Origin of the sequence: Metallosphaera tengchongensis, assembly GCF_013343295.1 — an archaeon.
Taxonomy (GTDB): Archaea; Thermoproteota; Thermoprotei_A; order Sulfolobales; family Sulfolobaceae; genus Metallosphaera; species Metallosphaera tengchongensis.
Map to the genome: position 1 here is coordinate 1,993,307 of NZ_CP049074.1, position 20,393 is coordinate 2,013,699.

General features: G+C 50.4%; 19 protein-coding genes and 1 pseudogene. 8 read left to right on the forward strand and 12 right to left on the reverse strand.

Annotated features, from left to right (window positions below):
* Positions 1 to 79: 79 nt before the first annotated feature.
* From GWK48_RS10505 to GWK48_RS10525, 5 genes and pseudogenes are all read left to right on the forward strand, one after another.
* Complete coding sequence (locus GWK48_RS10505; RefSeq protein ID WP_174632101.1) at positions 80 to 310, forward strand: antitoxin VapB family protein; 231 nt, start codon at positions 80 to 82, stop codon at positions 308 to 310.
* The gene (locus GWK48_RS10510) at positions 307 to 678 is read left to right on the forward strand and encodes a type II toxin-antitoxin system VapC family toxin (protein WP_174632102.1); all 372 of its coding nucleotides are present in this window, start codon (positions 307 to 309) and stop codon (positions 676 to 678) included. The genes GWK48_RS10505 and GWK48_RS10510 overlap by 4 nt, the downstream gene beginning before the upstream one ends.
* Before the next feature lie 170 nt (positions 679 to 848).
* Positions 849 to 2,222, forward strand: a complete 1,374-nt coding sequence (locus GWK48_RS10515) for a TM1812 family CRISPR-associated protein (protein WP_174632104.1) — start codon at positions 849 to 851, stop codon at positions 2,220 to 2,222.
* A 609-nt stretch (positions 2,223 to 2,831) separates the two neighbouring features.
* Positions 2,832 to 3,402 (forward strand): annotated as a pseudogene (locus GWK48_RS10520) (transposase); the annotation flags it as partial.
* Positions 3,403 to 3,580: 178 nt separating this feature from the next.
* Positions 3,581 to 4,975: a hypothetical protein gene (locus GWK48_RS10525; protein WP_174632106.1), complete on the forward strand. Its 1,395-nt coding sequence runs from the start codon at positions 3,581 to 3,583 to the stop codon at positions 4,973 to 4,975.
* Between the two features lie 848 nt (positions 4,976 to 5,823).
* Here GWK48_RS10525 and GWK48_RS10530 read toward each other — a convergent pair.
* The 10 genes from GWK48_RS10530 to GWK48_RS10575 all read right to left on the reverse strand — a co-directional run bounded on the left by GWK48_RS10530 (position 5,824) and on the right by GWK48_RS10575 (position 16,030).
* Positions 5,824 to 6,969: an ATP-binding protein gene (locus tag GWK48_RS10530; RefSeq protein WP_246263811.1), complete on the reverse strand. Its 1,146-nt coding sequence runs from the start codon at positions 6,967 to 6,969 to the stop codon at positions 5,824 to 5,826.
* A 1,253-nt stretch (positions 6,970 to 8,222) separates the two neighbouring features.
* On the reverse strand, positions 8,223 to 8,936 hold the full coding sequence (locus tag GWK48_RS10535) for an RAMP superfamily CRISPR-associated protein (RefSeq protein ID WP_174632108.1): 714 nt from the start codon (positions 8,934 to 8,936) through the stop codon (positions 8,223 to 8,225).
* 1 nt (position 8,937) lies between these two features.
* Positions 8,938 to 9,891, reverse strand: a complete 954-nt coding sequence (locus tag GWK48_RS10540) for an RAMP superfamily CRISPR-associated protein (protein WP_246263812.1) — start codon at positions 9,889 to 9,891, stop codon at positions 8,938 to 8,940.
* Positions 9,892 to 10,503 carry an RAMP superfamily CRISPR-associated protein gene (locus tag GWK48_RS10545; RefSeq protein WP_174632110.1) on the reverse strand — a complete coding sequence of 204 codons (612 nt, stop codon included), beginning with the start codon at positions 10,501 to 10,503 and terminating at the stop codon, positions 9,892 to 9,894.
* Positions 10,496 to 13,084 (reverse strand): Cas10/Cmr2 second palm domain-containing protein, encoded by a 2,589-nt coding sequence (locus GWK48_RS10550; RefSeq protein WP_174632112.1) that lies wholly within the window; start codon positions 13,082 to 13,084, stop codon positions 10,496 to 10,498. The genes GWK48_RS10545 and GWK48_RS10550 overlap by 8 nt, the downstream gene beginning before the upstream one ends.
* A complete protein-coding gene (locus GWK48_RS10555; RefSeq protein ID WP_174632114.1) occupies positions 13,074 to 13,235 on the reverse strand; it encodes a hypothetical protein in 162 nt (53 codons plus the stop codon). Before GWK48_RS10555 ends, GWK48_RS10550 begins: the two co-directional genes overlap by 11 nt.
* The gene (locus tag GWK48_RS10560) at positions 13,232 to 14,080 is read right to left on the reverse strand and encodes an RAMP superfamily CRISPR-associated protein (protein WP_246263813.1); all 849 of its coding nucleotides are present in this window, start codon (positions 14,078 to 14,080) and stop codon (positions 13,232 to 13,234) included. The genes GWK48_RS10555 and GWK48_RS10560 overlap by 4 nt, the downstream gene beginning before the upstream one ends.
* Positions 14,052 to 14,882, reverse strand: coding sequence for a type III CRISPR-associated RAMP protein Csx7 (gene csx7, locus GWK48_RS10565; protein ID WP_174632115.1), 831 nt, complete (start codon positions 14,880 to 14,882; stop codon positions 14,052 to 14,054). Before csx7 (GWK48_RS10565) ends, GWK48_RS10560 begins: the two co-directional genes overlap by 29 nt.
* 5 nt (positions 14,883 to 14,887) lie before the next feature.
* On the reverse strand, positions 14,888 to 15,616 hold the full coding sequence (gene csx7 / locus GWK48_RS10570; protein ID WP_174632117.1) for a type III CRISPR-associated RAMP protein Csx7: 729 nt from the start codon (positions 15,614 to 15,616) through the stop codon (positions 14,888 to 14,890).
* A 9-nt stretch (positions 15,617 to 15,625) separates the two neighbouring features.
* The gene (locus tag GWK48_RS10575; RefSeq protein WP_174632119.1) at positions 15,626 to 16,030 is read right to left on the reverse strand and encodes a hypothetical protein; all 405 of its coding nucleotides are present in this window, start codon (positions 16,028 to 16,030) and stop codon (positions 15,626 to 15,628) included.
* Between the two features lie 420 nt (positions 16,031 to 16,450).
* Between GWK48_RS10575 and GWK48_RS10580 the strand changes: the two genes are divergently transcribed.
* The 3 genes from GWK48_RS10580 to GWK48_RS10590 all read left to right on the forward strand — a co-directional run bounded on the left by GWK48_RS10580 (position 16,451) and on the right by GWK48_RS10590 (position 18,105).
* Positions 16,451 to 16,948, forward strand: coding sequence for a hypothetical protein (locus tag GWK48_RS10580; RefSeq protein WP_174632121.1), 498 nt, complete (start codon positions 16,451 to 16,453; stop codon positions 16,946 to 16,948).
* A gap of 81 nt (positions 16,949 to 17,029) precedes the next feature.
* Positions 17,030 to 17,740, forward strand: a complete 711-nt coding sequence (locus tag GWK48_RS10585; protein WP_174632123.1) for a CRISPR-associated endoribonuclease Cas6 — start codon at positions 17,030 to 17,032, stop codon at positions 17,738 to 17,740.
* 14 nt (positions 17,741 to 17,754) lie between these two features.
* Positions 17,755 to 18,105, forward strand: coding sequence for a hypothetical protein (locus GWK48_RS10590; protein ID WP_174632125.1), 351 nt, complete (start codon positions 17,755 to 17,757; stop codon positions 18,103 to 18,105).
* A 463-nt stretch (positions 18,106 to 18,568) separates the two neighbouring features.
* Here the strand turns inward: GWK48_RS10590 and GWK48_RS10595 are convergent, their stop codons facing one another.
* Together GWK48_RS10595 and GWK48_RS11535 are read right to left on the reverse strand one after the other, a co-directional pair.
* Positions 18,569 to 20,143, reverse strand: a complete 1,575-nt coding sequence (locus tag GWK48_RS10595; protein ID WP_246263814.1) for a prolyl oligopeptidase family serine peptidase — start codon at positions 20,141 to 20,143, stop codon at positions 18,569 to 18,571.
* A 2-nt stretch (positions 20,144 to 20,145) separates the two neighbouring features.
* Complete coding sequence (locus GWK48_RS11535) at positions 20,146 to 20,301, reverse strand: hypothetical protein (RefSeq protein ID WP_246263815.1); 156 nt, start codon at positions 20,299 to 20,301, stop codon at positions 20,146 to 20,148.
* Positions 20,302 to 20,393: the final 92 nt, after the last annotated feature.

Sequence of the window (20,393 nt, forward strand, 5' to 3'; positions counted from 1 at the left end):
CGCGATGAGACATCGCATTAAAGTTGACATGCCGACTCTGACCGGTAACCTTATCTATGCATGCATGCATATATACATTATGCCCAAAGTAATAACGATTTCCGATGAGGCGTACGAGAAGTTAGTTAAGTTAAAGGAGGGAAGGTCTTTCAGTGAGACCATAATTGAGCTGGTCCAGTTTTATAACGCAAATAAGAGGGGTAGGAAGGAGGTCTTAGACCAGATGTTCGGGGTACTCACTGAGGAGGAGGCTAAGGACATGGAAGAGGAGGTCAGTAAGTTTAGGAAAGACTTTAGGGCGAGAGAATGACAGTGCTTGACTCCAACGTGATAATAAGGGTCATGAAGGGAGATAAAAGTACGTTAGAGGCTGTAAAGAGTTTGAGCGATGTTGTCGGTACAACGGTGTTTAACGTCTATGAGATCTTAAGGTCGAAGTACAGCAGTAAGGTCTCACAGTACTTTGAGGAAATTGTGATATACCCATTTACGATCAAGGAAGCAGTCATAGCGTCGCATATCTATAGGGAACTATCGTCGAGAGGCAAGGTCAAGGGGGAGGTGGATATCCTGATATCTTCTATAGTTAAGGCTAACAATGAGACGTTGATAACTTACGACAGGGATTTTTATGACATCAGCAAGGTCTCGAAAATAAATGTAGAAATATTAGACTAAATTTCATTAAAAGTGAGAGATGTAGGTGATAAGGGAAACGGTAGGGTCACTTACCCAAAGTAACTTAGATAGGTGAAGGCTAAGGCCCTGGAGTGAAGACATGGGTGAAAGTCGGGGACTGGCCCCTCTCTTCACAGAACCTTTTTATCTGAGGTATGATTACTATACCCATGAAGGTCGCTATAGCCCCGTGGGGTGACCCCTCACCTTGGAAAAAGTCGACATATTACCTCGAGGAGGGGGGAGACAGCCAGGGAAACAGGAGGAAGACGGAGAGCATCACTTCCTTAAAGCTACTCCAGGAGGGCGTGGATAAGATATATATCTTGGTCCAGGACTCTGCCCTCTTCACTAGCAAGAAGGAAAAGGAGAAGGGAGGCATAAACGAAAGAGCGAAGGAGTGTGGTAATGAGGTAAGGGCCTACAACGACCTCAAGGACCATGAGGTCATATGGCCTAGGACGAAGTTCAAGGACTACCCAGACCTGGTGGAGAGGACTAAGATGTACGTGGAGTGCATAGCACGGAGGGAGGGGATCGGGAACGCAGAGGCCATAGTCCTGCCCTCGAACATAGCTGCCAGGTTTGACGGGGTCCCCGGCCTGGCGTACACTGAGTTCAAGAGCGACGCAAAGAACTACTTCATATACTCGGTAGGCCTCCTGGGCCTCTACGAGAAGCTCAAAGGAGAGGTCGAGAAAATAGAAGAGGTAGTCGTAGATACCACCCACGGTATAAACTACTTCTCGACCCTTTCCAGTAACCTGGGGAGGGACTTCGCCTCTCTCGTGAACGTCTTGGGGAAGGGGCAAGTCAAGGTAAGGTACTACAGCAGCGTGCCTATGAGCTCAAAAGAGTATACACTGACGGAGGTCAACAAGGAGGTAAGCCCAAAGCTAAGGGCTATTGACCCACAGAATCTCTCCGGACGGGGCAATAGCCACGTTTACTACTCCTTAGTCTACAACTCGCCTCTCGCCTTAATTTACTCCCTCGAGGAGTACCAGGACTATAAGGTCGGACTGGACTCAGTCTATAGCTCAGTCTCGCTCGAGGGTGAGGGAGGGCTCAAGGTGGACTATAGGTTAAGGGACCAGGTGCTGAACAAGGCGGACACCACTTACCTTAATATCCTAGCGAAGGGGTTGAAGGAGAAGTTGTGCAAGGAGAAGTGTGGAGACTGGGTCGAGTTTAACCTCCTGTCCACCCTTAGCGAGGAGGTGTACAAGTCCGTCTCCGAGGCCTCGGTTCAGTTAATACAACATGAACTATACGTCCTCAAAAAGAGCGTCGAGAAATATTGTAAGGATAATAATGACATCACTGAGGTACCGTACCATAAACTGTACATCTCTGACCAAGAAAAAGCGGGGGATGAGGGAGAGACGGGTGGGAAGGCGAACGGTAATATCAAGAGGAACGCGATAGCCCACGCTGGACTCCTAAAGGAGTTCGTAAAGGTTAAGACGGAAGAGGGGTGCAAAAAGATACTGCTGTCCTATGACGACTGGAAGAAACTCAAGTCAGCAGTTTACTCGCGGTAGAGCGCGACTGAGCTCGACAGTCGTAGATCGCGCTAAACCACAGGTGTAATGCCCTTATCTGAGGCTCTGGGCTCCAGTCCTAGACCTCCCTGGAGGCACGGCACACCCCCGCTGGAGGATCAGCCTGAGAGGGTTTGCCGTTGTCAGCAGTTTCCGTTAACTCGTAAAATTATATAATTTCATATGAATGCCTCACACAACGCGAGACCAAAGGGATTATGCGAAAAACTAGGAATTTCCTACACTCTGGACTTAAGTTAAGCAGAGTGAGGTAGAGCCTGTTGTTCTAGAGGGCGGTAAATGTTTAGGGAAGACGTGGGGAGGATAGTGGGAATAGTGAAAAAGAGGGAGATCCTCTATGCTGGAGTGTCTCAGGTATACAAAAAGGAGGGCTAAGACAGGTCCCTTACCTGCAAGAAAAGGTAGAGGGATACGGCCTCGTCATCACTGATGTTGGTTAAAGCTTAGACGTCGAGATGAAGGTGTCCCAAAGGCTGAGGGTCCTCTGAGACAAGTCTCTAAAGTTGCGTATAGGGACAGTCCAGTGAGTTTAGATCTTAGAAAGTGGAGGAGGTGTGCGGAGCACACAAATGCGAGGTCCAGGTCTTGATGAACCCACTGGCTTCACACCACGTAGACAAGGCAATTAACGACGTGTTCTCCATCCTGAAGTCCTGGAGGAAGAGGGCGATAGAGGGTAGGGCGTCCCTAAGGAAGCCTAAGGTTAAGAGACCTTACGTAAGGGTTAAGTCCACGCTAAGGAAAGTGGTCAACGACTGGGTCAGGGTCTCTGTCAGACCTTACGAATACTTAACCTTTTCATGGAGGTATGCGTGGTTCAAGGACAGGGTAAAGGGTCTAGAACTCGGTGAGCCCCTGATCAAGGAGGACAAGGACAGAGCATGTTTAAGAACGCTAGAGGGAAGCTGTCTAGGAAGGTCTCGAGGACTGTGTAGAGGAGTATACACAAGGTACTCAGGTACAAGGCCCCCCTCTCGGTTCAGGTGTAGTTGAGGTCAACCCATACCTTACCTCTAGGTCTTGCCCCAGATGTGGGTCCATATCCCAAAAAGTTGGTAAGACCTTCACGTGCCCTAACTGTGGGTTTAAGTTAGACAGGCAGTTGAACGCATCATTGAACATCTACCTAAAGATGTGCAGGTTCTCCCATTTAGACTGAGTTCCATCTAGGTGGGTCGGGGTTGCCCCTTGGGGCGGAGGAGGATGAAGACCCGCTCGACTCCCGTGACAAGGGTTGAGGGTTGATATCAAGTATGAGATCCGATGAAACCCAAACCTTCAGCTATTGTACCCATCACCTCCAGGATTTTTATATATCCCCTCATTATATTATACCCATGGCTAGCGAAACGTCAAAGGTGTGTGCCGTAATACCAATAAACAGGTCGGACATGAATGTGGAAAGCGCACACTCCGCGATCGTGAGGACTTACGAGCTGTTCAACCCTCGTAAGTTCGTAATACTAAAGGCGAAGTTTAACGAGAAACTCCTCCTACAAGGGGAACCTCTCCGAGACCTCCTGGATGGGCTAAAAAGGGCGAACGTAGACGTGAAAGAGAAGGACCTCACTGGAGTGACCAGCTTTCAAGGCTTTAAGAGCACGGTTGAAGGGGAGACGCAGGACTGCGGGAAGGTCTACCTAGTCCCCACTCCCGGGGCGAACATAACGGCTGTGTACTTGACGTTACTCTATAACCAGGACACTATGAAGTACGTCCTGGTCAACTACGTCTTTGGCTTTGGGGCGTGGTATCACCTGTACTACCCGTTCGTCCCTAGGCCACTAGAGGGGCTCGAGACAGTACCAGATCTAGGAGATAAGATTAAGCCCAACTGGAACTTACTGTCCAACCTTCGCAGAACCTTCGAGGACCAACTGAGCTCAGTCTCCTCCTCATTCATTGGCAGCGTCTCCTATTACGTGATGGAGCTCAACAGGAGAGGAGACGGGAGAGGGTACGAGCTGAGGGTGGATCAAGATAAGGTGTTAGACACGACCAACTTTGAGCTAGGGTCATTAAGGAGGAACCTGGGAGATAGGTTCGTTAACTCCATGGATGCATGTGTGAACGGGAATAGGGGTAACAACCGGCAGAGTGACTGGCTAGACCAACTGCTTAGCCTGTCCGGGGCATACGAGCTAGAGGTCGAGAAAGAAACAGAGAACAATAGGGTGAAAGAGCCTTTAAGTAATTACAGCGACGAGAAGGTGGTGATAGACACTAACGCTATCTATTACGGGATCCACACTTATGAGCTCAAGCACCTGATCGTCCCTTACTGCGTCTACAACGAGCTGATGCTAGCGTCCTCAAAGGGTGGCCCTACTAGCGTCCAAAGGTCATTCAGTGCGGGTCTCGATGGCGTCCTAGGGGAGTTGGCGTTGGACTTAGCGTTCTATCTATCGCCGTCCCTGGTGCCCACACAGTCGTTACAGTGCGACGTGGCCATACCGAGGATAGACCCCGACCTTATCAGGGACTCCGTAGTGATCACAGCCGACAACAAAGCGCTCATGCTGTGGAAGAGAAAGACCATGTCCAAGTACACGACGATAATGAGACTAATAAAGACCAATAATCCTAAGCGAAGTCCCGGGGACAGGATGATGAGCATAGCGAGCCTTGCCGTATCCTTGAGTAGGGTACTTGATTATTGTAATTACAAATACGATATAGAGCTGTGCTGGGAGGGTATAGATACCTGCGTGAAGGTGGAACCAAGGCCGTAGTCAGCAGTCCACGCGAGCGATAAGTCCACATGAACTGCGCTGTTAAGCGCTTTATATACTGCAAGGGCGAACGTGGGGTCTTGCCCCTGATGTGGCCCTGTACCCAGAAAGGCTGGCAAGACCTGTATGCAGTCCAAGGTGTGCGGTCCCCCCACGTAGGCTACACCCGTCTGGAGGTTATTGCAATAGCCGTATAGGTTGAGCACAGGACCCCGAGAGGGTATTAGCGAGAGCTGAGAGCTTCGGGGTAAGGTAATGACCTCGGTTCAAATGAGTCAACGGTTCAAATGAGTCAACTGAGCGGACAACCACACAAAAGGGAAAGCCTCACTTCTCGGGGCTGAGGGGAGGTAAGTTGTACCTATCCAGGCACACAGTAAAGCCAGGAATGCGCCTTACTTGTCCTTGACGATTAGCTTGGGTTGCCGTACGCTGTCCTAAACATGGGGACTCACGTTGGACTTGGTTCCCACGTCAGCTCTCAGGGGAGGTGTGGACGCCCTAACGCTTTAAGACTGGGAGTCCTTAGAGAACGGCTGACCAGTACTGAGCAGACTTAGAAAAGTGGTCAAGGTCAAGATGTCCCTTGACTAGGAAGGCAAGGTTCTCTCTCGAATTTATAAAAATCTCCTACTTTTCCTACCCATCAACACTCTCGTCCAATCCCTTCCACCGCTCCCTCTAGTAGGCTAGGGGTCAAGACTGAGTAGACCCGGTTATTACCAGCCCCTAGTACCTAAGGGTGGGCGTACCCGTTTACCTCTACGGACGGTGGTGTGGGAGATTGACGGTTACTGGAGCGGACTTCTTCCTGGGCAGTCCCCTAGCTCAGTCAGGGCTTCCAGCCCTCAATGGACATGCCCTGGCACGCTTCGGTTAAATACTTCTTCAGCGTAATTGACTAACTCCTCAGGTCCTAACTCTTCATCAGCATTAAAGTTCGGCCTCTCCTTCAAACTTATTAATCCAGCTTTAGGAACCCCTGCTCTCCTTATCCTCTCTATAGCTCTCTCAGCGTCAGCCCTGCTGAACTCTCCTATCTTCACCTCATACCCTATGACAGGTCTATCTTTCTTCAATAACACTACGTCAATATCCTCGTAAGGGGAGTATGCAAAGGTCGCATTGTACTTTTCAGCCAAAAGTTCTCCCACGGAGAACTGGATCTCTCTACCCAGGGGCAGTTCACCTACCTCCTGAGTAAAGGACACGTTATACTTTGCCTCAGCGTAAAACATAAGTGAGATCATTGGGGACGAGATCCTGTAGTACCACCTAGCCCTCCTCCTCTCCCCATATATTGGGAGCTTCTCAACTAGACCCATGTTTACTAGCGTTTCTAAATAACTGCTGATAGTGGAAGGGGTAACGTTAAAACCTCTACTCGTTAGAACCCCCGAGATCGTCGAGGTGTTCCACTCCCCCTCCGATAAAGATAAAAGCACTGTCTCGTACAGGTTAGTCAACTGCCTCTCCTCTTCCTCAAATATTTCCCCAATTAACGCTTTAGTGACCATGAAGAGTTGATAAGCCCTATCCCTCAGATCGTGGATACCCATTACGAAGTTCACTGTCCAAGGGTCTCTATAGACCATTGAGAGGAGGGGGTCTTTGACTTGGCTCAAAGTGTCGGAGTACTTCATGATATCAAACCTAAGAGGTAAAACGAGACCAAGTAGAGGGCTCCTCTTATCGAGGACCCTGCCAGAGATCCTAAAACTTGAACCGACTAGTACTAACCTCCCTTTAGGATGAGCGGCAGCTAGCCCGTCCCAATACTTCTCCGGCATCCTCTGAAACTCATCAATTACTACTACCCTATCACCATTTAGGTATTTTATCGCTTGGGAGAAAGCTTCGTCAAGCCTCTTGAAGCTCCCATCCAAGTAGTACGCTTGGAGGTCCCTGGTCACTATGAAGTAGATGTCGCTCTTAATGTACTTCCTTACGAGGAAGGACTTCCCACTTTTCTCCTCCCGTATATCAGAGTCCATGAGTCGATCTTCTCTAGCTCTTTATATTCTCTCCGCAATATTTCCGTGGTAATATTTTCACCAAAATATTTTCGTGGAAATATAGTATTTAACTCTTTCTGTAGGACACGTTCCTGTCTTACGCATTCTTGTACGCGAAGAGGAGCACTTTGGGCGAGGGGAAGTCAGGTCCAAAACCTCACTACACTAATGCATAGTCCTTCTAATATTTCTCCGTATTGAATTCAGTTCTATAGAAAATGGGAAAAAGATCTATAAAGGAAGGAAATGATCGCTTTAGGGAGCGGTAACGTTAATTGAACGTACCTCAGTTCTCCACATCCATGAACAGAATGTCTAAAAAGGGGACGTCAGAGCAGTAAACGATCCCTTATCACCCCTCTGCTCAGCATGAATGAAAAGTATGAAAAAGTTTAAGTTTCAATTTCGTGACGGTCTTAAGGGTGACAAAAGAAGGACATTCCCCTGCCCTTTAGGGCGAGGAAGAGTTCAGTATAATATCTCTCATGTTTTAGAATAAACTGAGGCGTAAAGTTGGTCTATGGAGTGGAGGGTAGAACTTGTTTCTGATACGATTTCAAGCTAAGTCCTCATGTAGTTAGCCTGAGAGCTCGTGGTTCTCCATCTCTCATATCCAGGTCGCCAACAGTTATCGTGATACATTCCACATCCCCACCCCATCCACGGCCTGCGTCGCGTCAAGGTCACCAGTTCCAGGTCCACGGCCTCGTGGGAATTATCTTAACAATGAAGACAACTTCGATCTTCATAGATTAGTTCAGACCTCATCGCTACAAAACCGAAAAACTGGACCTCAAACGAAAAACGGTGCCGTTAAGAGGAGTCCCATCCGTAGTGTAAAGATGTTCTCCAGATCCCCCCATCTAGAACTTGCTCTAGATGGGACTATTCTAAGTCAACTCTACCCTATCTTACCTCCTCTCGTCCTACGAGTCTGCCGTGATAAGCAGTTTCAGTGAGAGGATTAAGTTTACATAACTCCATATTGATATCTTACACGACAGAAATGGTCTTACCCCAGATGTGAGTATGTATCCCGAAAGGGAGTAAGATAACTTGAGATGTGCGGGTTTCCCCACTTAGGTGGTATCCCATCTAGGTGGGTCGGGGTTACCCCGCTAATGGGGCGGAGGAGGATGAAAGAGGAGGATCCGCTTGACCCCTGTGACAAGGGTTGAGGGTTGATATCAAGTATGAGATCCGATGAAACCCAAACCCCTCTCTTTTCACCATTACTTCAGTTCCTTCTTTCCCTCCAGGTAGGGCTTGAGCTTGTACCACGTCGGGGGACTGGTAAGCCCGTTCACTTCACCCACAAGGCTCTCCTCTAGGTCAAGGGCCAAAAGGCCTATCCCCCTGGACTTTCCACCTCCAAGGAATGTACCCACCTCGTTCAAGAACTTCAGCGTCTTGTTCCAGCACTCCTGGGCTTCGTTCCCCCTTACCACTACCTTGACCTCGAACTGCTTCACGTTTAGGTACTTCTCGGTGTAGAGGTGTTTCTCTAACACTTTCCCCTTTTTCCTGTCCATTGAGGAGTGGGCCCTCTCCAACACTTCGCCGTCCAAGGTGACGTCAGCTATGCTTATGGCCCCAGCGAAGAAGTCCCCTCCGTAGAGCCTTTCAATCTGACATTTGTATTGCGTGTACAGCTCTGCGAATTCCTTTTGTCTCTCGACGCTGAGGACACCCTTTGCCCTAGCTATGGCCGTTATCTCCTCGTTTTTAGAGTTCTCCTCATAGACCTTCTTAGGGTCAACCTCCTCGTGGTTGGGGGAGTGACCGCACACGATCTCCGAGGTCCTCCTGAGGACTCCCTTCAAGCTGGACGCAGGGATCACGTACTTTCCGCCCATGGTCAATGGCTCCAACGTGTCCTGGTTACCACCACCGATCCTGAACCCCTTAGGTGTCAGGAACTTCAACTTGTATAGTCTTACCTCCATCTCACATCACCCTCTTTATGAGTTCACCTAAGTCTGGTATCTTGAATGCGAAGTTGAGCCCTGCTGCCCTCAGGTCGAGCTTCCCCTCCTCGACGAAGAGTAAGGTTCCCTCCCTCATTACCTTGAAGGTAGGTCTCGTACCCCTCAACGTGTCGGTTGTGAACCACCCGGTATACATGGAGGTGTCGCCAATCGCCAGCATCCTGTCCCCTAGTCTCCTGACCATCAGTACCTCCTTACCGAACAGCCTGGGGACGCACTGGGAGAGGCAGTAGACCAACCCCTCTGGCCTCTCAAAGTCGCTGAGCTCCCTCACAACCTCGACGTCAACCACGTTACCTGACCTCATTTTCCCCCTCCCGACGAGGATCTTCTTAGAGGCCTTGACCACGTCCAAGACCTCTCCTGGGGAGGCAAGAGCCCACATCTCCATAACCTTTTTGTACTCGTAGGCGAACAGCATGCCGTGGTGAGAGGAGCCAGTCCTTTTGTCTATTGCGACGTGCATGTTCACAATGGACTCTGAATGGAACTCCTTGTACTTGTTCTTCCCGTTCTCGTTTTTCTCGTAGAGGACGATCGTACCAACCTTGGGCTTCATGTCCTTCACCCTGTTTGATAGGATGTTTAGGAGACCCTTCTCGTCCTTGACCCCCTTCATCTCCTCCTCTACACGTCGGAGGATGCCTTGTTCCTCCTCGAACCCCTCAGACTTCCTACCGCTCGCTGGGGAGAAGTAGTGGGCTGGCGCTCCCCTAGCAGGGTAGGCGGGGGAGGCGTAGAAGTCGACGGGTACCCTCTTCTTCTGCTGGTAGAACTCGTTGAGGATTGCACCCCTCAACGTGGTGGAGGGTATGTAACTAGAGGTCGCGAAGTAGTAGTTCAGGACCCTCCTCATCTGGGTCACTACGTAATCCCCTTTTACCTTAAGCTTGAGTAACGCGTAGTCTGTCATCTAATCACCCCACAGGAAATTGGAGAGAGAGCTAAGTACCGTCTTGAGCTCATTGTCGCAGGAGGTTGACTTACATATTTGCTCCGGGTTAGTCACCTTTAGGTCCACCATACCGTTCCTTCCGAACCTCCACAGCCTTAAGGACAGGAGAGAGTACAGTAGTAACTTGAAGAGCCTTGGGTCCTCGCAGGTGTAGTTCAGGGTAGCCTTAAACTGAAAGCCCGGTCTCAACACCTCTTGGGTGAACAGGGACCCCTCCTTCGCCTTTTGGGTTTTATCCTCTATGGCCACCCTGGTCAGGAGGTACTTCTCTAGTTGAACCCCCTCCACCTCTACGTAAAAGCAGCTCTCCCCGCTCCCCGGGTAACCGAAGAGCTTGCAGACGTCACAAGGCCCACTGGCGTGTTTACTCCTCATCATGTCCGGGTTCACCTCCGAGCACGCTGTGAAGTTGCTCGGAGTATACCTCGACACCGCTGTCCTCAATGCCCCCTTCACGGAGGAGGGTGGTATACCCAGTTCGTTGAAGGGTACGTCCACTGCTCCGACTTTGCTCCCCCCAGCTATTGTCAAAGCTGAAAGGGACTTGAAGATGACCTCGACCTTAATCACGTTGACCACCTTGCGTACCTACCCTGAAGTTCTTCAGGGCGAAGTAGTAGTCCAGAATAGGGAACTGTCCTCCTCTCCCTACATCCTTCAGCAACATCTTAAGCACCTCCCTGTCGTCCGGGTCGTCAGTCCTAACCATTGTCCTCAAGGCGTAAGCCACCACGTCGTAGTAGTCTGGCTTAACTTGGGAGTAAACTGCCAGATCCTCAAAAGGCCTCAGGTAGTCCCTTGCCTTCTTTCCCTTTTTGTTAGGTTGGTTGTACATCTCGACCGCCTTCTCGAATGTGTCCAGCTGGTAAACTTTCAACACCTCCTCCACCTTCTTAAGACTGTTAGAGACCTGCAAGAACTTGTCCTTTGAGAACCTCTCTACCTCAGCCAGCACGACTCCAGCAGTAGCCAAGGTCGTCGAGAATACTAGGAAGGCAATTGAGGACTCGTTGCTCTCCTTGATCTTAGCCTTCTCCATGAGCTCGTTCACTGCCTGATAGGCGAACTGGACTGGATGATCAGGTTTCACCGTGACTATGCCCACCTTGAAAGTGAAACCCGTGTACTCCTCGGCCCTCTTGAACATCGCCAGTGCAAACGGGACTGAGACCGCGCTTGGCATCATTAGCATTAGATCATCACCTCCCAGGTAGAGCACGCCTGAGAGTACCCTCCCAGCTAGGTCCTCGCTCTCCTTAGCGAGGTCTGCGACGGTCTCCTGGAAGGCCTTCTTTATCCCGTAGTCTAACCTGAAGCTCCTCTCCACGTAGTCCGACAAGGTGACGCTGGTCATAAAGATGGTAGAGGCCCTGTTCCCGTCAGCCTTCACTAGCGAGACGTATTTACCATCTTGGGGGCTCTTGTATCCTGCGATGAACTCCATTGCGTACGACGGGTAGTCCTCCCCAAAGATCTCCTCAGCCTGTTCTCCTGGGAAGATGGCCATGTCACCAAGGACATATCTCGCGCCTGCTCTAGCCATGAACCCCCTGTTCTTGGACCACTCTCTCACGGTATTACAACGGGAGCACAGCCTGATTGTTTGATCCCTCTCCTTTATCTCATGTACCACTGGTCTGACCCCGCAGTAGTCGCACACTAGGTGGAGGCCTAGGGAGAGCTCTTCCTCCTCCCAGTTTATGAGGTACCTCCTGGGCGACTGGGACAGTATGTCCTCCCAGATTTCCTGGAAGTTCCTGACGTAGTTATCATAGGCGAAATCGACTACTGCGACGTGTAACCTCACGTCGAGGGGCTGGATGACTTGGGAGAGGGCCTGCTCCACCTTATCCTTATCAACACCCTCGTCCTTCCTGACCACGATATAGGAATGCCCTCCGTAACCGCTAATGAGGGCCTCGACTGGCAACCTGGTCTTCCCTGAGTAGAGCTTCTGGTCTAGGAGGATGAAGGAGTACACTGAAGTTACGAAGTCCACCAGCATGCTGGCGAAGGACATCTCCCTCATCTTGGGGAAGCTGGTTATGAACTTCTGGACTCCAGGGAAGTCTACGTAGACTAGGTAGCCCTTAAGGTTTCCTGGTACGACCTTCTTAAGCACGGGTTCAGGGACCTTGGGCAAGTCCTCTAGTCTTAGGTAGTCGAAGAACTTGGCGTCCCCCTCATGTAACGCTTTCGAGTCCTTCAGTATCTGGGAGACGAGGTACTTGTACACCGTCTTGCTCGCCTTCTCGTACTCCTCTTTACCGTGCTTGTCAAAGCAGTCGAAGGACTCCTCCCTCTTCAGGGAGTAGCACTCGCTCACCTTTAGTTGGTTACCCTGCTCTCTCATGTAGTGCTCCACGAGCTGACTGAGCCTGTCCGCTGAAGACGCCAGTCCGTCTGCACTTCTAATGATTGTGTCGTAATCCCTATGGTGCGTGCTCACTAGGCTCTTGACATGTTCAAGTTGATCCTTAAGACAACTCTCCTCCTTTAGGACTTCATCCAGTATCTCGATAGACGCCTTGACGTGGTGCCTGGGACTGACTAACTTCCCCACATCGTGCAGGAGGGACGAGACCCTCAGGTAGTTAAGGTCTACAGAGTTAGTCTGCAACAGCCAGGTAAGTAGAGAGGTGAGCTGTAGATGGGACGCCAGAGAGGTGAAGTTGTAACCGGGCCTGGTATCAGCCGGGGTGTTGAGCAGGGCCTCGTAGAGTGACCTCACCTCTCTCCCGCTCATGACTTCCCTCAGTTTGCTAACCAGTTCCTTGATATTATTGCCCTCTAACTTCTTCATGACTTCCTCCAGCTCTAGGCTATCGAACTTCAGGTCTAAGTGCCTGGAGACCACGTAGGCCAGGAAACTCTCGTATACAGTCGTTATCACTTCAGACTTGCGGCTAACCTGCGCGTAGGGTGTCAGCACAGGGAGCTTATAGAGGACTGACACGAGGTCGGCGAAGATGTCCATGGCTACTCTCCCCCTGTCGGACACGTTGCTCTGTTTCTGCACCAGCTCGCAGGAGACGTCTACCAACTTCTTCAGGACGTTGACGATCAAGGGCTTGAGCTTTTCACCCTTATCTTCAGCGTCCTCCACCGTTATCTTGAAGTCAGGAAGGTTAAGCTTTCCTCTAATCGTCATGGTCGAACCTCACCCATCTGACTGCTCTCTCGTCCTTCTCCCACACTAAATCCCGTCCCTCTTCCCTGACCTCAGCCACGTAGAGGTAATTGCCCTCCTCTCCTTTAGCGCACTCCTCCAGGTACAGGTCTCTCCTCACGCAGATCCTCATTTCCAGTCCTCCTCAAAGTCTAGGGGTCTGTAAGCGTTGATGAACTTTTGAAGGGCACCCTTTACATCCGTGTTGGGCACTATCCCTTGGTTAACAAGGGAGAACTTCACCCTACCGAAGCTCTTTTTGGAGAACTTAAACCTACCCATGAGCATCACCTTGGAGTCAAGCTGGTTCCCCTTAATCCTGAAGCCAAGGCCGTACACTAACATACCTAGCTCGTAGTCCTTGAGGCCCTTGAATGTGACAGTCCCCACAAAGGTCGCGTCCTTTTTGACGCACTCGTAAGACTCACCCTCGTCTTTGACGAACTCGATGGGTACCTTCTCCTTCTCCGGGGTCAGGTCAGAGAAGGACACCTTGCTGGACAGGGACATGTTCCCCAATAGGTCACAGACTGGGCATACCTTGGTCATCTGCAATGGTTTAAACTCGTCCTTGGGCTTCCGACTGGGGTGGAATATGTTTACGTACCTGCTAGACGAGTTCGTGGAATTCCTGTCGACTATAAAGCATGAACCTGGTATGGAGAGCTCCAGCCTTGACCTCACTAAGCCCTTCATGGTCGATCCCGGTATAACTGGCCTTCCGTCGGAGTACTTGGTCATGGAGTGCACCCTCTCGGAGAAGTAGGAGGACACATCAGGCACCCCGTTCCTCAGGGCCTGTTCGAGCAACTTCTCCAAGTCCTCCCTCTTGACCTGTCCCTTGGTCTCATAGCTCACCTCCCCGCTACCTATGTGTAAGTAGTCAGAGACGACCGTGAGCTTTATCCCTAGGAACCCTTCAAGACCCTTGAAAGTCCTGGGGGTGTAGTTATTTCTCTGGATAACTGGTCTTGACACTGTCGAACGCCTCTTTAAATGGTTTCATCTGCTCGAAGAACTTGGAGCCCTCACCCTCAGCCACGGTGACCTTGATCTCCTTGTCCTCATCACCCACCTTTTCCGAGCCTACGCTGGTGAACTTCATCTTCCCGAACTGGACGAAACCGAAGCCTCTGCTCTTCTGACCCCCTACCTGCGATAGCCCCAGGTGGATCTGTTCCATGATCCTGACCAAGTACCCAATGACGTAGTTCGGGAGGTTGTTCCCGATGAGCCTAAAACTGAACTTGGACCCGGGCTCCACGAACTCGACGCTCGCGAGGGCACCCTCAGCCACTGCCCCCTCAGTCCTGCTGATGGCTATTATTGTCCTCACTCCTAGAGTGTAATGTGAGGCTACAGAGTCGGCTAACTTCACTGCCCCTATTACGCTCATGGCGCCGAAGGTCTTACAGTTGAGGCAGGTCTTCTTCCAGAACATGTCAAGGGCCCCATTAACGTTGTTTTTGATGAGCTTCTGAAATTCATCGGATAAATCTCTCTTCTCTAAGCAGTTGTCACCCCCTATCCCACTACATACTTCGAGTCCCTTGTCCCTCAGTATCCTCTCCCCAGTCGAGCGGAAGATCCCTTTCCAGGACGAGCCTGGGATTACGGGTCTCCCTTGTGGGTCCTTCAAGAGTGTGTCCCTCGCAGTGCTGGTGGGGTCGAGGTTAGCCCTTCCTACTCCTATCCTAAGGGGGGACATGGCAATGACTTCGCCGTCTATGTATACGGTCCTCTTCGCAATGTCCTTCCTGATAAAAGAGAAGTCGACCATTCAGCTCATCCCTTACTCCAGGCGGTTATCAAGTCCTGCAGGGAATACTTCTTCGCCGTGAACAGGTCAGGCGCCTTGTAGAGCGAGACGTTAGCCTCGGTCAGCTTCACTAACCCAAACCCCACGCTCCTCCTCGCTCCTAAGAATATCCCATCAGTGGAGAGGTACTTGAGAAGGAGCCTCATAGCCTCAACTGACTCCTTCTTCCACTCCTCACTCTCGTTATTGACCAGGTCCAAGTTGTATACGACCATTGTGAAGTCAAAGGCTGCCTCCGGTTCCACATAGTCAAGGGTGTAGAGGTGGCCCGGCGCCTGTCCGCCAAAGACCCTGTTAATTGAGACCATAGTCCTCTGCCCTACTCTGAAGTCCTTGGCTACAGCGTCTAGGATGAAGACCCTTGAGCCCAGGTCCTTAAACCCAAACAGGATGCAGGGTACGCAATAGGAGGTGTCGTCACATGAGGTACATGACTCCTCGTCATCGTCGATATCGCAGACCCTGGACTTCTGGTCACCCTTAGCCCTTTCATAGGCCTCTATGAAGCTCCTGAAGGCCCCCTTAATGGAGGATCCGGGGATGACCGGTCTACCATCAACCTTCATTATCGGGTTGTCAGTCGCGTCCTCTAGAGAGGCCTCTTTCCCAGAACCTACCCTGAGGGGTGTCTTATTCACTAGCTTGCCTTCCACCTTGATGATGGAGGTTATCTTGTCTAGATCGTAACAGCTCATAGCTACCACTTAGGAAATCGCTTTAACTAGATCCATGAAGCTCGGATCTTTACCTAGGAGGTTCCTGTTGACCGTGATGTTCCTGGCGGTAAGCGTTTCGAAAGCCCACTTAACGTATCCCAACAGGGTGAGGGCGCGGTCAACGTCTAAGTTCTTGAGGCTCTCCAGGAGCAGCTTCCCGGTGTTGTTGTCTATCTCCCCCCTCCCCATCTGCCTCATTATTAAGAGAAGGAGTACGTTCACGTCCCTCCTCGACTGCAGAAACGCGATCAGGTTATTTATTGTGCTCGAGTTGACTTGGGGTCCCCTCCCACCAGGTCTCGGTGCGGATGCCGAGATAGCTATCTTGGTTGCCTGGTTTAAAAGGTCAACATTTCCTTGGGCCTTTGACGGCGCCTGGGATAAAGACGACATAGGTATCTTATGTCAAATTCATGTATATAAACTTTTCTGATTTAAATAATGTGATCATAAAAAAAGAGACTTACAAACTTACAAAATGGGTTTGGTAGTCAGATGTCTTGAGAAAGATTTAAAAGTATAAACGAGCAATGAATTTGCCGATATGAATTGAGTGTCTTTGATTATACTAGTATATTATAATGCTTTACTTTCAGTATTCTCCGCCATGAAGAATTTTTTTGTGAAAATAAATCTCTACCTGATAAAATATCAGGACTGTAATTTGTTCTTACATGCTAAAAATCATAGTTAACTTTATATATATTTGAGTAGTAAAGGCATATAGGGGTGACAGTAGTGCATTTTAATACCCTTGAAATATTGGTTACTATAAATCTTTTTTTCATCCCCTTGCCTCTTCTAGGTCAAGGCATGAATCTAATCCGTAAAGAGGGTAAAGTTAGGATTAAACCTCCGTTTAGTATTAGGGTAGGCAGTCGAAGGTCAAAGGCGCGGAGGCTCAGCAAAGAGATTTACTATAAATATCTAGTACTTAGGAACGAGGTCTATGAATGTGACACGGTCAATGCACTGATAGGAAGTGCTAAGTGTTTAACAACTGACATAGAGATTGTAACTTCATTAGAACACGTCGTTAGAGAGATTGTGGGAGGAGAGCCAGTAGAGTGTTGCGTGCAAAGGAACAAGCTCCACGGAAGACCGGATATCATCATGAACGGGGTACCTGGAGAGATAAAGACTACCATGAGGAAAATAGATAACCCTCCGAGAGAGTGGTTAGAGCAAGCTTGCCTATATTGTTACATTTATGACACTCACATCTCCTATCTAATTGTCGCTCACTACACCAAGGACAAGGACGAAGGAAAGATAATTATAGACAAAATCACATATTTCAAGTTGATCTAGACACGATGCCAAACGAGGAAGAGGTCGACAGACTCGTGGAATCGAGGCATGCGGAAAAAGGAACATAGAGGGTGAACAAGTATGCTCTTAGCTGAAGTGTCTGTGTCCCCAGAGAACGACGCTATAATACCACCCTTTAGCAGCAAGGTCGCAAAGACCATGTTGTTAGATCCTAAGGACGTGTCGATATCTCCACTGAAGCGTAGTGACCGGTACCTCATCAAGTTCGGGGGCATGCCAAGGTACCTACAGGTGTTTTCTGGTGAGGTCTACTCCTTCGAGGTGGGAGGAGAGGAGGACAAGGTTTTGAATGCGTTGACGAATTTAGACAGCAGGAAGGCCTTCAACACCTTATGGAGGGTAGTGGACGTCAAGGTCTCGCAGGTGAGGGTGGACTTAAAGGAATCCTTTGAGGTTAAGGTCATGACTCCAGCTCTCCTAGTGTCCCCACACCGGAAGGACAAGAGGAAGGTCTTCACCAACAGACCCTCCGTGGTGTTCTTCAATAACGTAATTGACGTGACAAAGTTGGGGAGAGGGGACCAAGAGTTGAACGAGCTTTTGAGCAGCCTTGATCATGCATTACGTGAGGAACCTTCGGTCATGTATTACGCCAAGGTGATCTACGCAGGGAAGGAGGTAGTTGGGCTGACCGGGAGGTTGAGGTACTCGCTAAGTGAGACGGACGAGGTAGTAGTGAAGACCCTGAGACTATCTCTTGAATCGGCTGTCGCTCGAGGGATAGGTTCCTCGAGGAGGAACGGCTTCGGTAGAGTAAAGGTGATGACTTAGGGGTGGACATGTTGATGAAGGTGAACATAAGGTACGTGTACGTGACCATTTCAAAGGATTTGGTGAAAGACACTGAATGTATAGTGCTGAAGGACAAGGTTGGGAACTCTAGGGAGTACATGTACATCTCTTTCTACCAGCCACCTGTAAGGGGTGAGACAGTCCAGGTCCCTATCAGTAAGATAGTTCGACTCCTTAACAGAAACGCTGACAGATGGAAAATAGTGAGGAAGGGAAAGAACAGGGTACTACTGCAAATCCTGGGCCTCAGCAGACAGGGGAACCGTGGGAGAAAAATACGTGGACAGCAAGGGACAGGGGAGGGCAGGTGGGATGAATTCACAAGGAGGATGAAGTACATGTGAGTTAGGGGTACGAAGTCAGTTCCTATACCGGGTACCACGTTTAATGAAATTAGGAAAGAGTTCTCACTAAAATATCATGCAGGTGCTAACTACCTTTAAGTAATCTCGGTAATACACCTAAGAAGAGCAAACTTTATTGGTATTTTCAGAAGAGTGTACAAAATAAACTATAAATCAAAAATGAATATTTTTTACTCAGTATTATAAATGGAGGTGGATAGGGTGATACTTTCACCCAAATAGAACCGGAGGAAAGTCCAACCGGAGTGGGGTTTAAAAACCTTACACTTCATCGTGAAAATCTGTTGGACCTCCACGAACGTGTATATCCCTCCCAGGACACGGTCTAATGTTTGACAGAGTGAGAACAAGCCTCGCAGGCAGGGAGGAAGTTATGGGGGTCTAAAGATCCCATCACTTAAAACAGCCCACCTTCCCTATGGCGAGCAGGCCCGCCAACTACTCATCTCAAGCACTCTTCGATGAAGGCAACTACGTAGGAGTACTCCCTCGCCCTTAACTCTGGGTCAGCCACGCTGTGCCCAGTGTCGTTGACGAAGAGTAGCACGTCGTTCCCCAGTTCCCTAGACCTGGCGGCGTACTTGATGCCGTGGCCTGGGTGTACCCTATCGTCGTTGAGGCCTGTATATACGAAGGTCTTGGGTAGGCCCCCTCTCAGGTTGTGGTAGGGGCTGTAACTCAGGAGGTAATCCCTCATCTCAGGGTCCTCAGGGTCTCCGTACTCCTCGACCCAGTACTTGCCTACGTACAGCTTGTGGTACCTCAACATGTCGAGCACCGGGTGCCCTATGACGGCGCAGTCCACGAGCTCCGGGCGTTGGTTTAGGGTTGCCCCAACGAGTAGACCGCCATTACTACCCCCCATGGCGACAGTCCTCCCTCCCATCCCCTTCACGACCTCGAGGAACTGGGCGAAGTCCCTGAAGACGTTCACCTTGTTCTTCAACATGCCGGCCTTGTGCCACTCCTCACCTTTCTCGTAGCCTCCCCTCAGGTTGGTTATCAGCACGGAAAACCCATCGTCCATGAGGACGTTGTGTACGGGGTTATAACTGGGGAGGAGGGGTAACCTAAAGCCTCCGTAGCCGTAGACCACTACGCCCTTGGGTTCCTTGACCTTGGTGAGGAGGAACCCGTGTAAGAGGACGTCCCCCTGCACGTACACGTCCTTGACATGGACTTGAGTGCTCCCCGAACTGAGGATGACGTTCTCCCTGCCTTCCCTCTTGCTGGAGACTTTGACCCTGTATGAGAACGAGGTCTCGGTCAGGAAGAGCGTTGGTCCCTCGCTGTCCATCATAAGCACGTTGTCGTGAGTCTCCTCGTCCAGCTTCCTACCTAGGAGGTCGTAGGTCAGGATGGGGGTTCTGTAGTCCTTTATTACCTCGACTGCGAGTAAGTCCCCCCACAGGACGACGTCTAGGACAGGGTAGTCCACCTTTATCGTGACGCTCCCGGTCAACACGGAGTCGTTCCTCCTGTAGATCAAGGTATCTGAGAACCCCACAGGACCGACTGTCTCGCCCTCGTCCACCTTCCTCATTCCCCCGAAGTCCTCCCCAACGAAGAGCTCCTGGTGCCTCCAACCCTTGCTCCTGACCAGGGTGAGGAGGTCCCCGAAGGGCCTCACGGAGACGAACTCACCTGGTTTTAGGTCTTTACCGTACACGACCTCTCCCCCGCAGACTACCCTCTGGGTGGGGTAGTCCCCTCCGTCTGGGGGTGGGGAGGACATGTACACCTTCACGTAGCACAGCTCGCCCTTAAAGTAGAAGGGTTGTTCCACCATCTCCCCTACCTCCCTGACACTCTCACCTGGGGAGACTAGGAGAGTGGTCTCCCTATCGCTCCCCTTCTCGCTGAGGCTAACGCGCACCTCCCGGGAATTGTGGACTTTCCAGACCCTGGTGACTAACTTCCCAGGTGGAGGGGAGAATATCTCGCGCCCCCCTAAATTCACGGAGTTCCTCTCCCCGTAGAGGAGGAGGACGGCGTCCCTCTCGTCATAGGCGAACATGTCTAGGACTGTGAGTTCCCTGAGGGTTTGATAAAGTCTAGGGTATATAGCCTTTCAGCCCCCTCGCCTAGGCGGGACTTGACTTCTCTGTTCCTCTCCTCTATTAGGGACTTGGTCCTCTCGTCCTCCAGGTCCTCTAGGTATTCCAGGTTGTCCATACCAAGTAGATATACGGTATGTTTTATTTGTATATGTATTTATACTTGAGACCTGGGCGATGAAATGTCGGTCGGCTACGGTCACGGTTGGA

Coding starts and splice junctions, on each gene's coding strand:
- GWK48_RS10510 (WP_174632102.1), top strand. CDS start 307: ATGACAGTGCTTGACTCCAACGTGATAATAAGGGTCATGAAGGGAGAT.
- GWK48_RS10555 (WP_174632114.1), bottom strand. CDS start 13,235: ATGAGGATCTGCGTGAGGAGAGACCTGTACCTGGAGGAGTGCGCTAAA.
- GWK48_RS11535 (WP_246263815.1), bottom strand. CDS start 20,301: ATGGACAACCTGGAATACCTAGAGGACCTGGAGGACGAGAGGACCAAG.
- GWK48_RS10585 (WP_174632123.1), top strand. CDS start 17,030: ATGCTCTTAGCTGAAGTGTCTGTGTCCCCAGAGAACGACGCTATAATA.
- GWK48_RS10575 (WP_174632119.1), bottom strand. CDS start 16,030: ATGTCGTCTTTATCCCAGGCGCCGTCAAAGGCCCAAGGAAATGTTGAC.
- GWK48_RS10535 (WP_174632108.1), bottom strand. CDS start 8,936: ATGGAGGTAAGACTATACAAGTTGAAGTTCCTGACACCTAAGGGGTTC.
- GWK48_RS10505 (WP_174632101.1), top strand. CDS start 80: ATGCCCAAAGTAATAACGATTTCCGATGAGGCGTACGAGAAGTTAGTT.
- GWK48_RS10515 (WP_174632104.1), top strand. CDS start 849: ATGAAGGTCGCTATAGCCCCGTGGGGTGACCCCTCACCTTGGAAAAAG.
- GWK48_RS10550 (WP_174632112.1), bottom strand. CDS start 13,084: ATGACGATTAGAGGAAAGCTTAACCTTCCTGACTTCAAGATAACGGTG.
- GWK48_RS10590 (WP_174632125.1), top strand. CDS start 17,755: ATGAAGGTGAACATAAGGTACGTGTACGTGACCATTTCAAAGGATTTG.
- GWK48_RS10530 (WP_246263811.1), bottom strand. CDS start 6,969: ATGGACTCTGATATACGGGAGGAGAAAAGTGGGAAGTCCTTCCTCGTA.
- GWK48_RS10580 (WP_174632121.1), top strand. CDS start 16,451: ATGAATCTAATCCGTAAAGAGGGTAAAGTTAGGATTAAACCTCCGTTT.
- csx7 (WP_174632117.1), bottom strand. CDS start 15,616: ATGAGCTGTTACGATCTAGACAAGATAACCTCCATCATCAAGGTGGAA.
- csx7 (WP_174632115.1), bottom strand. CDS start 14,882: ATGGTCGACTTCTCTTTTATCAGGAAGGACATTGCGAAGAGGACCGTA.
- GWK48_RS10540 (WP_246263812.1), bottom strand. CDS start 9,891: ATGACAGACTACGCGTTACTCAAGCTTAAGGTAAAAGGGGATTACGTA.
- GWK48_RS10595 (WP_246263814.1), bottom strand. CDS start 20,143: ATGTTCGCCTATGACGAGAGGGACGCCGTCCTCCTCCTCTACGGGGAG.
- GWK48_RS10525 (WP_174632106.1), top strand. CDS start 3,581: ATGGCTAGCGAAACGTCAAAGGTGTGTGCCGTAATACCAATAAACAGG.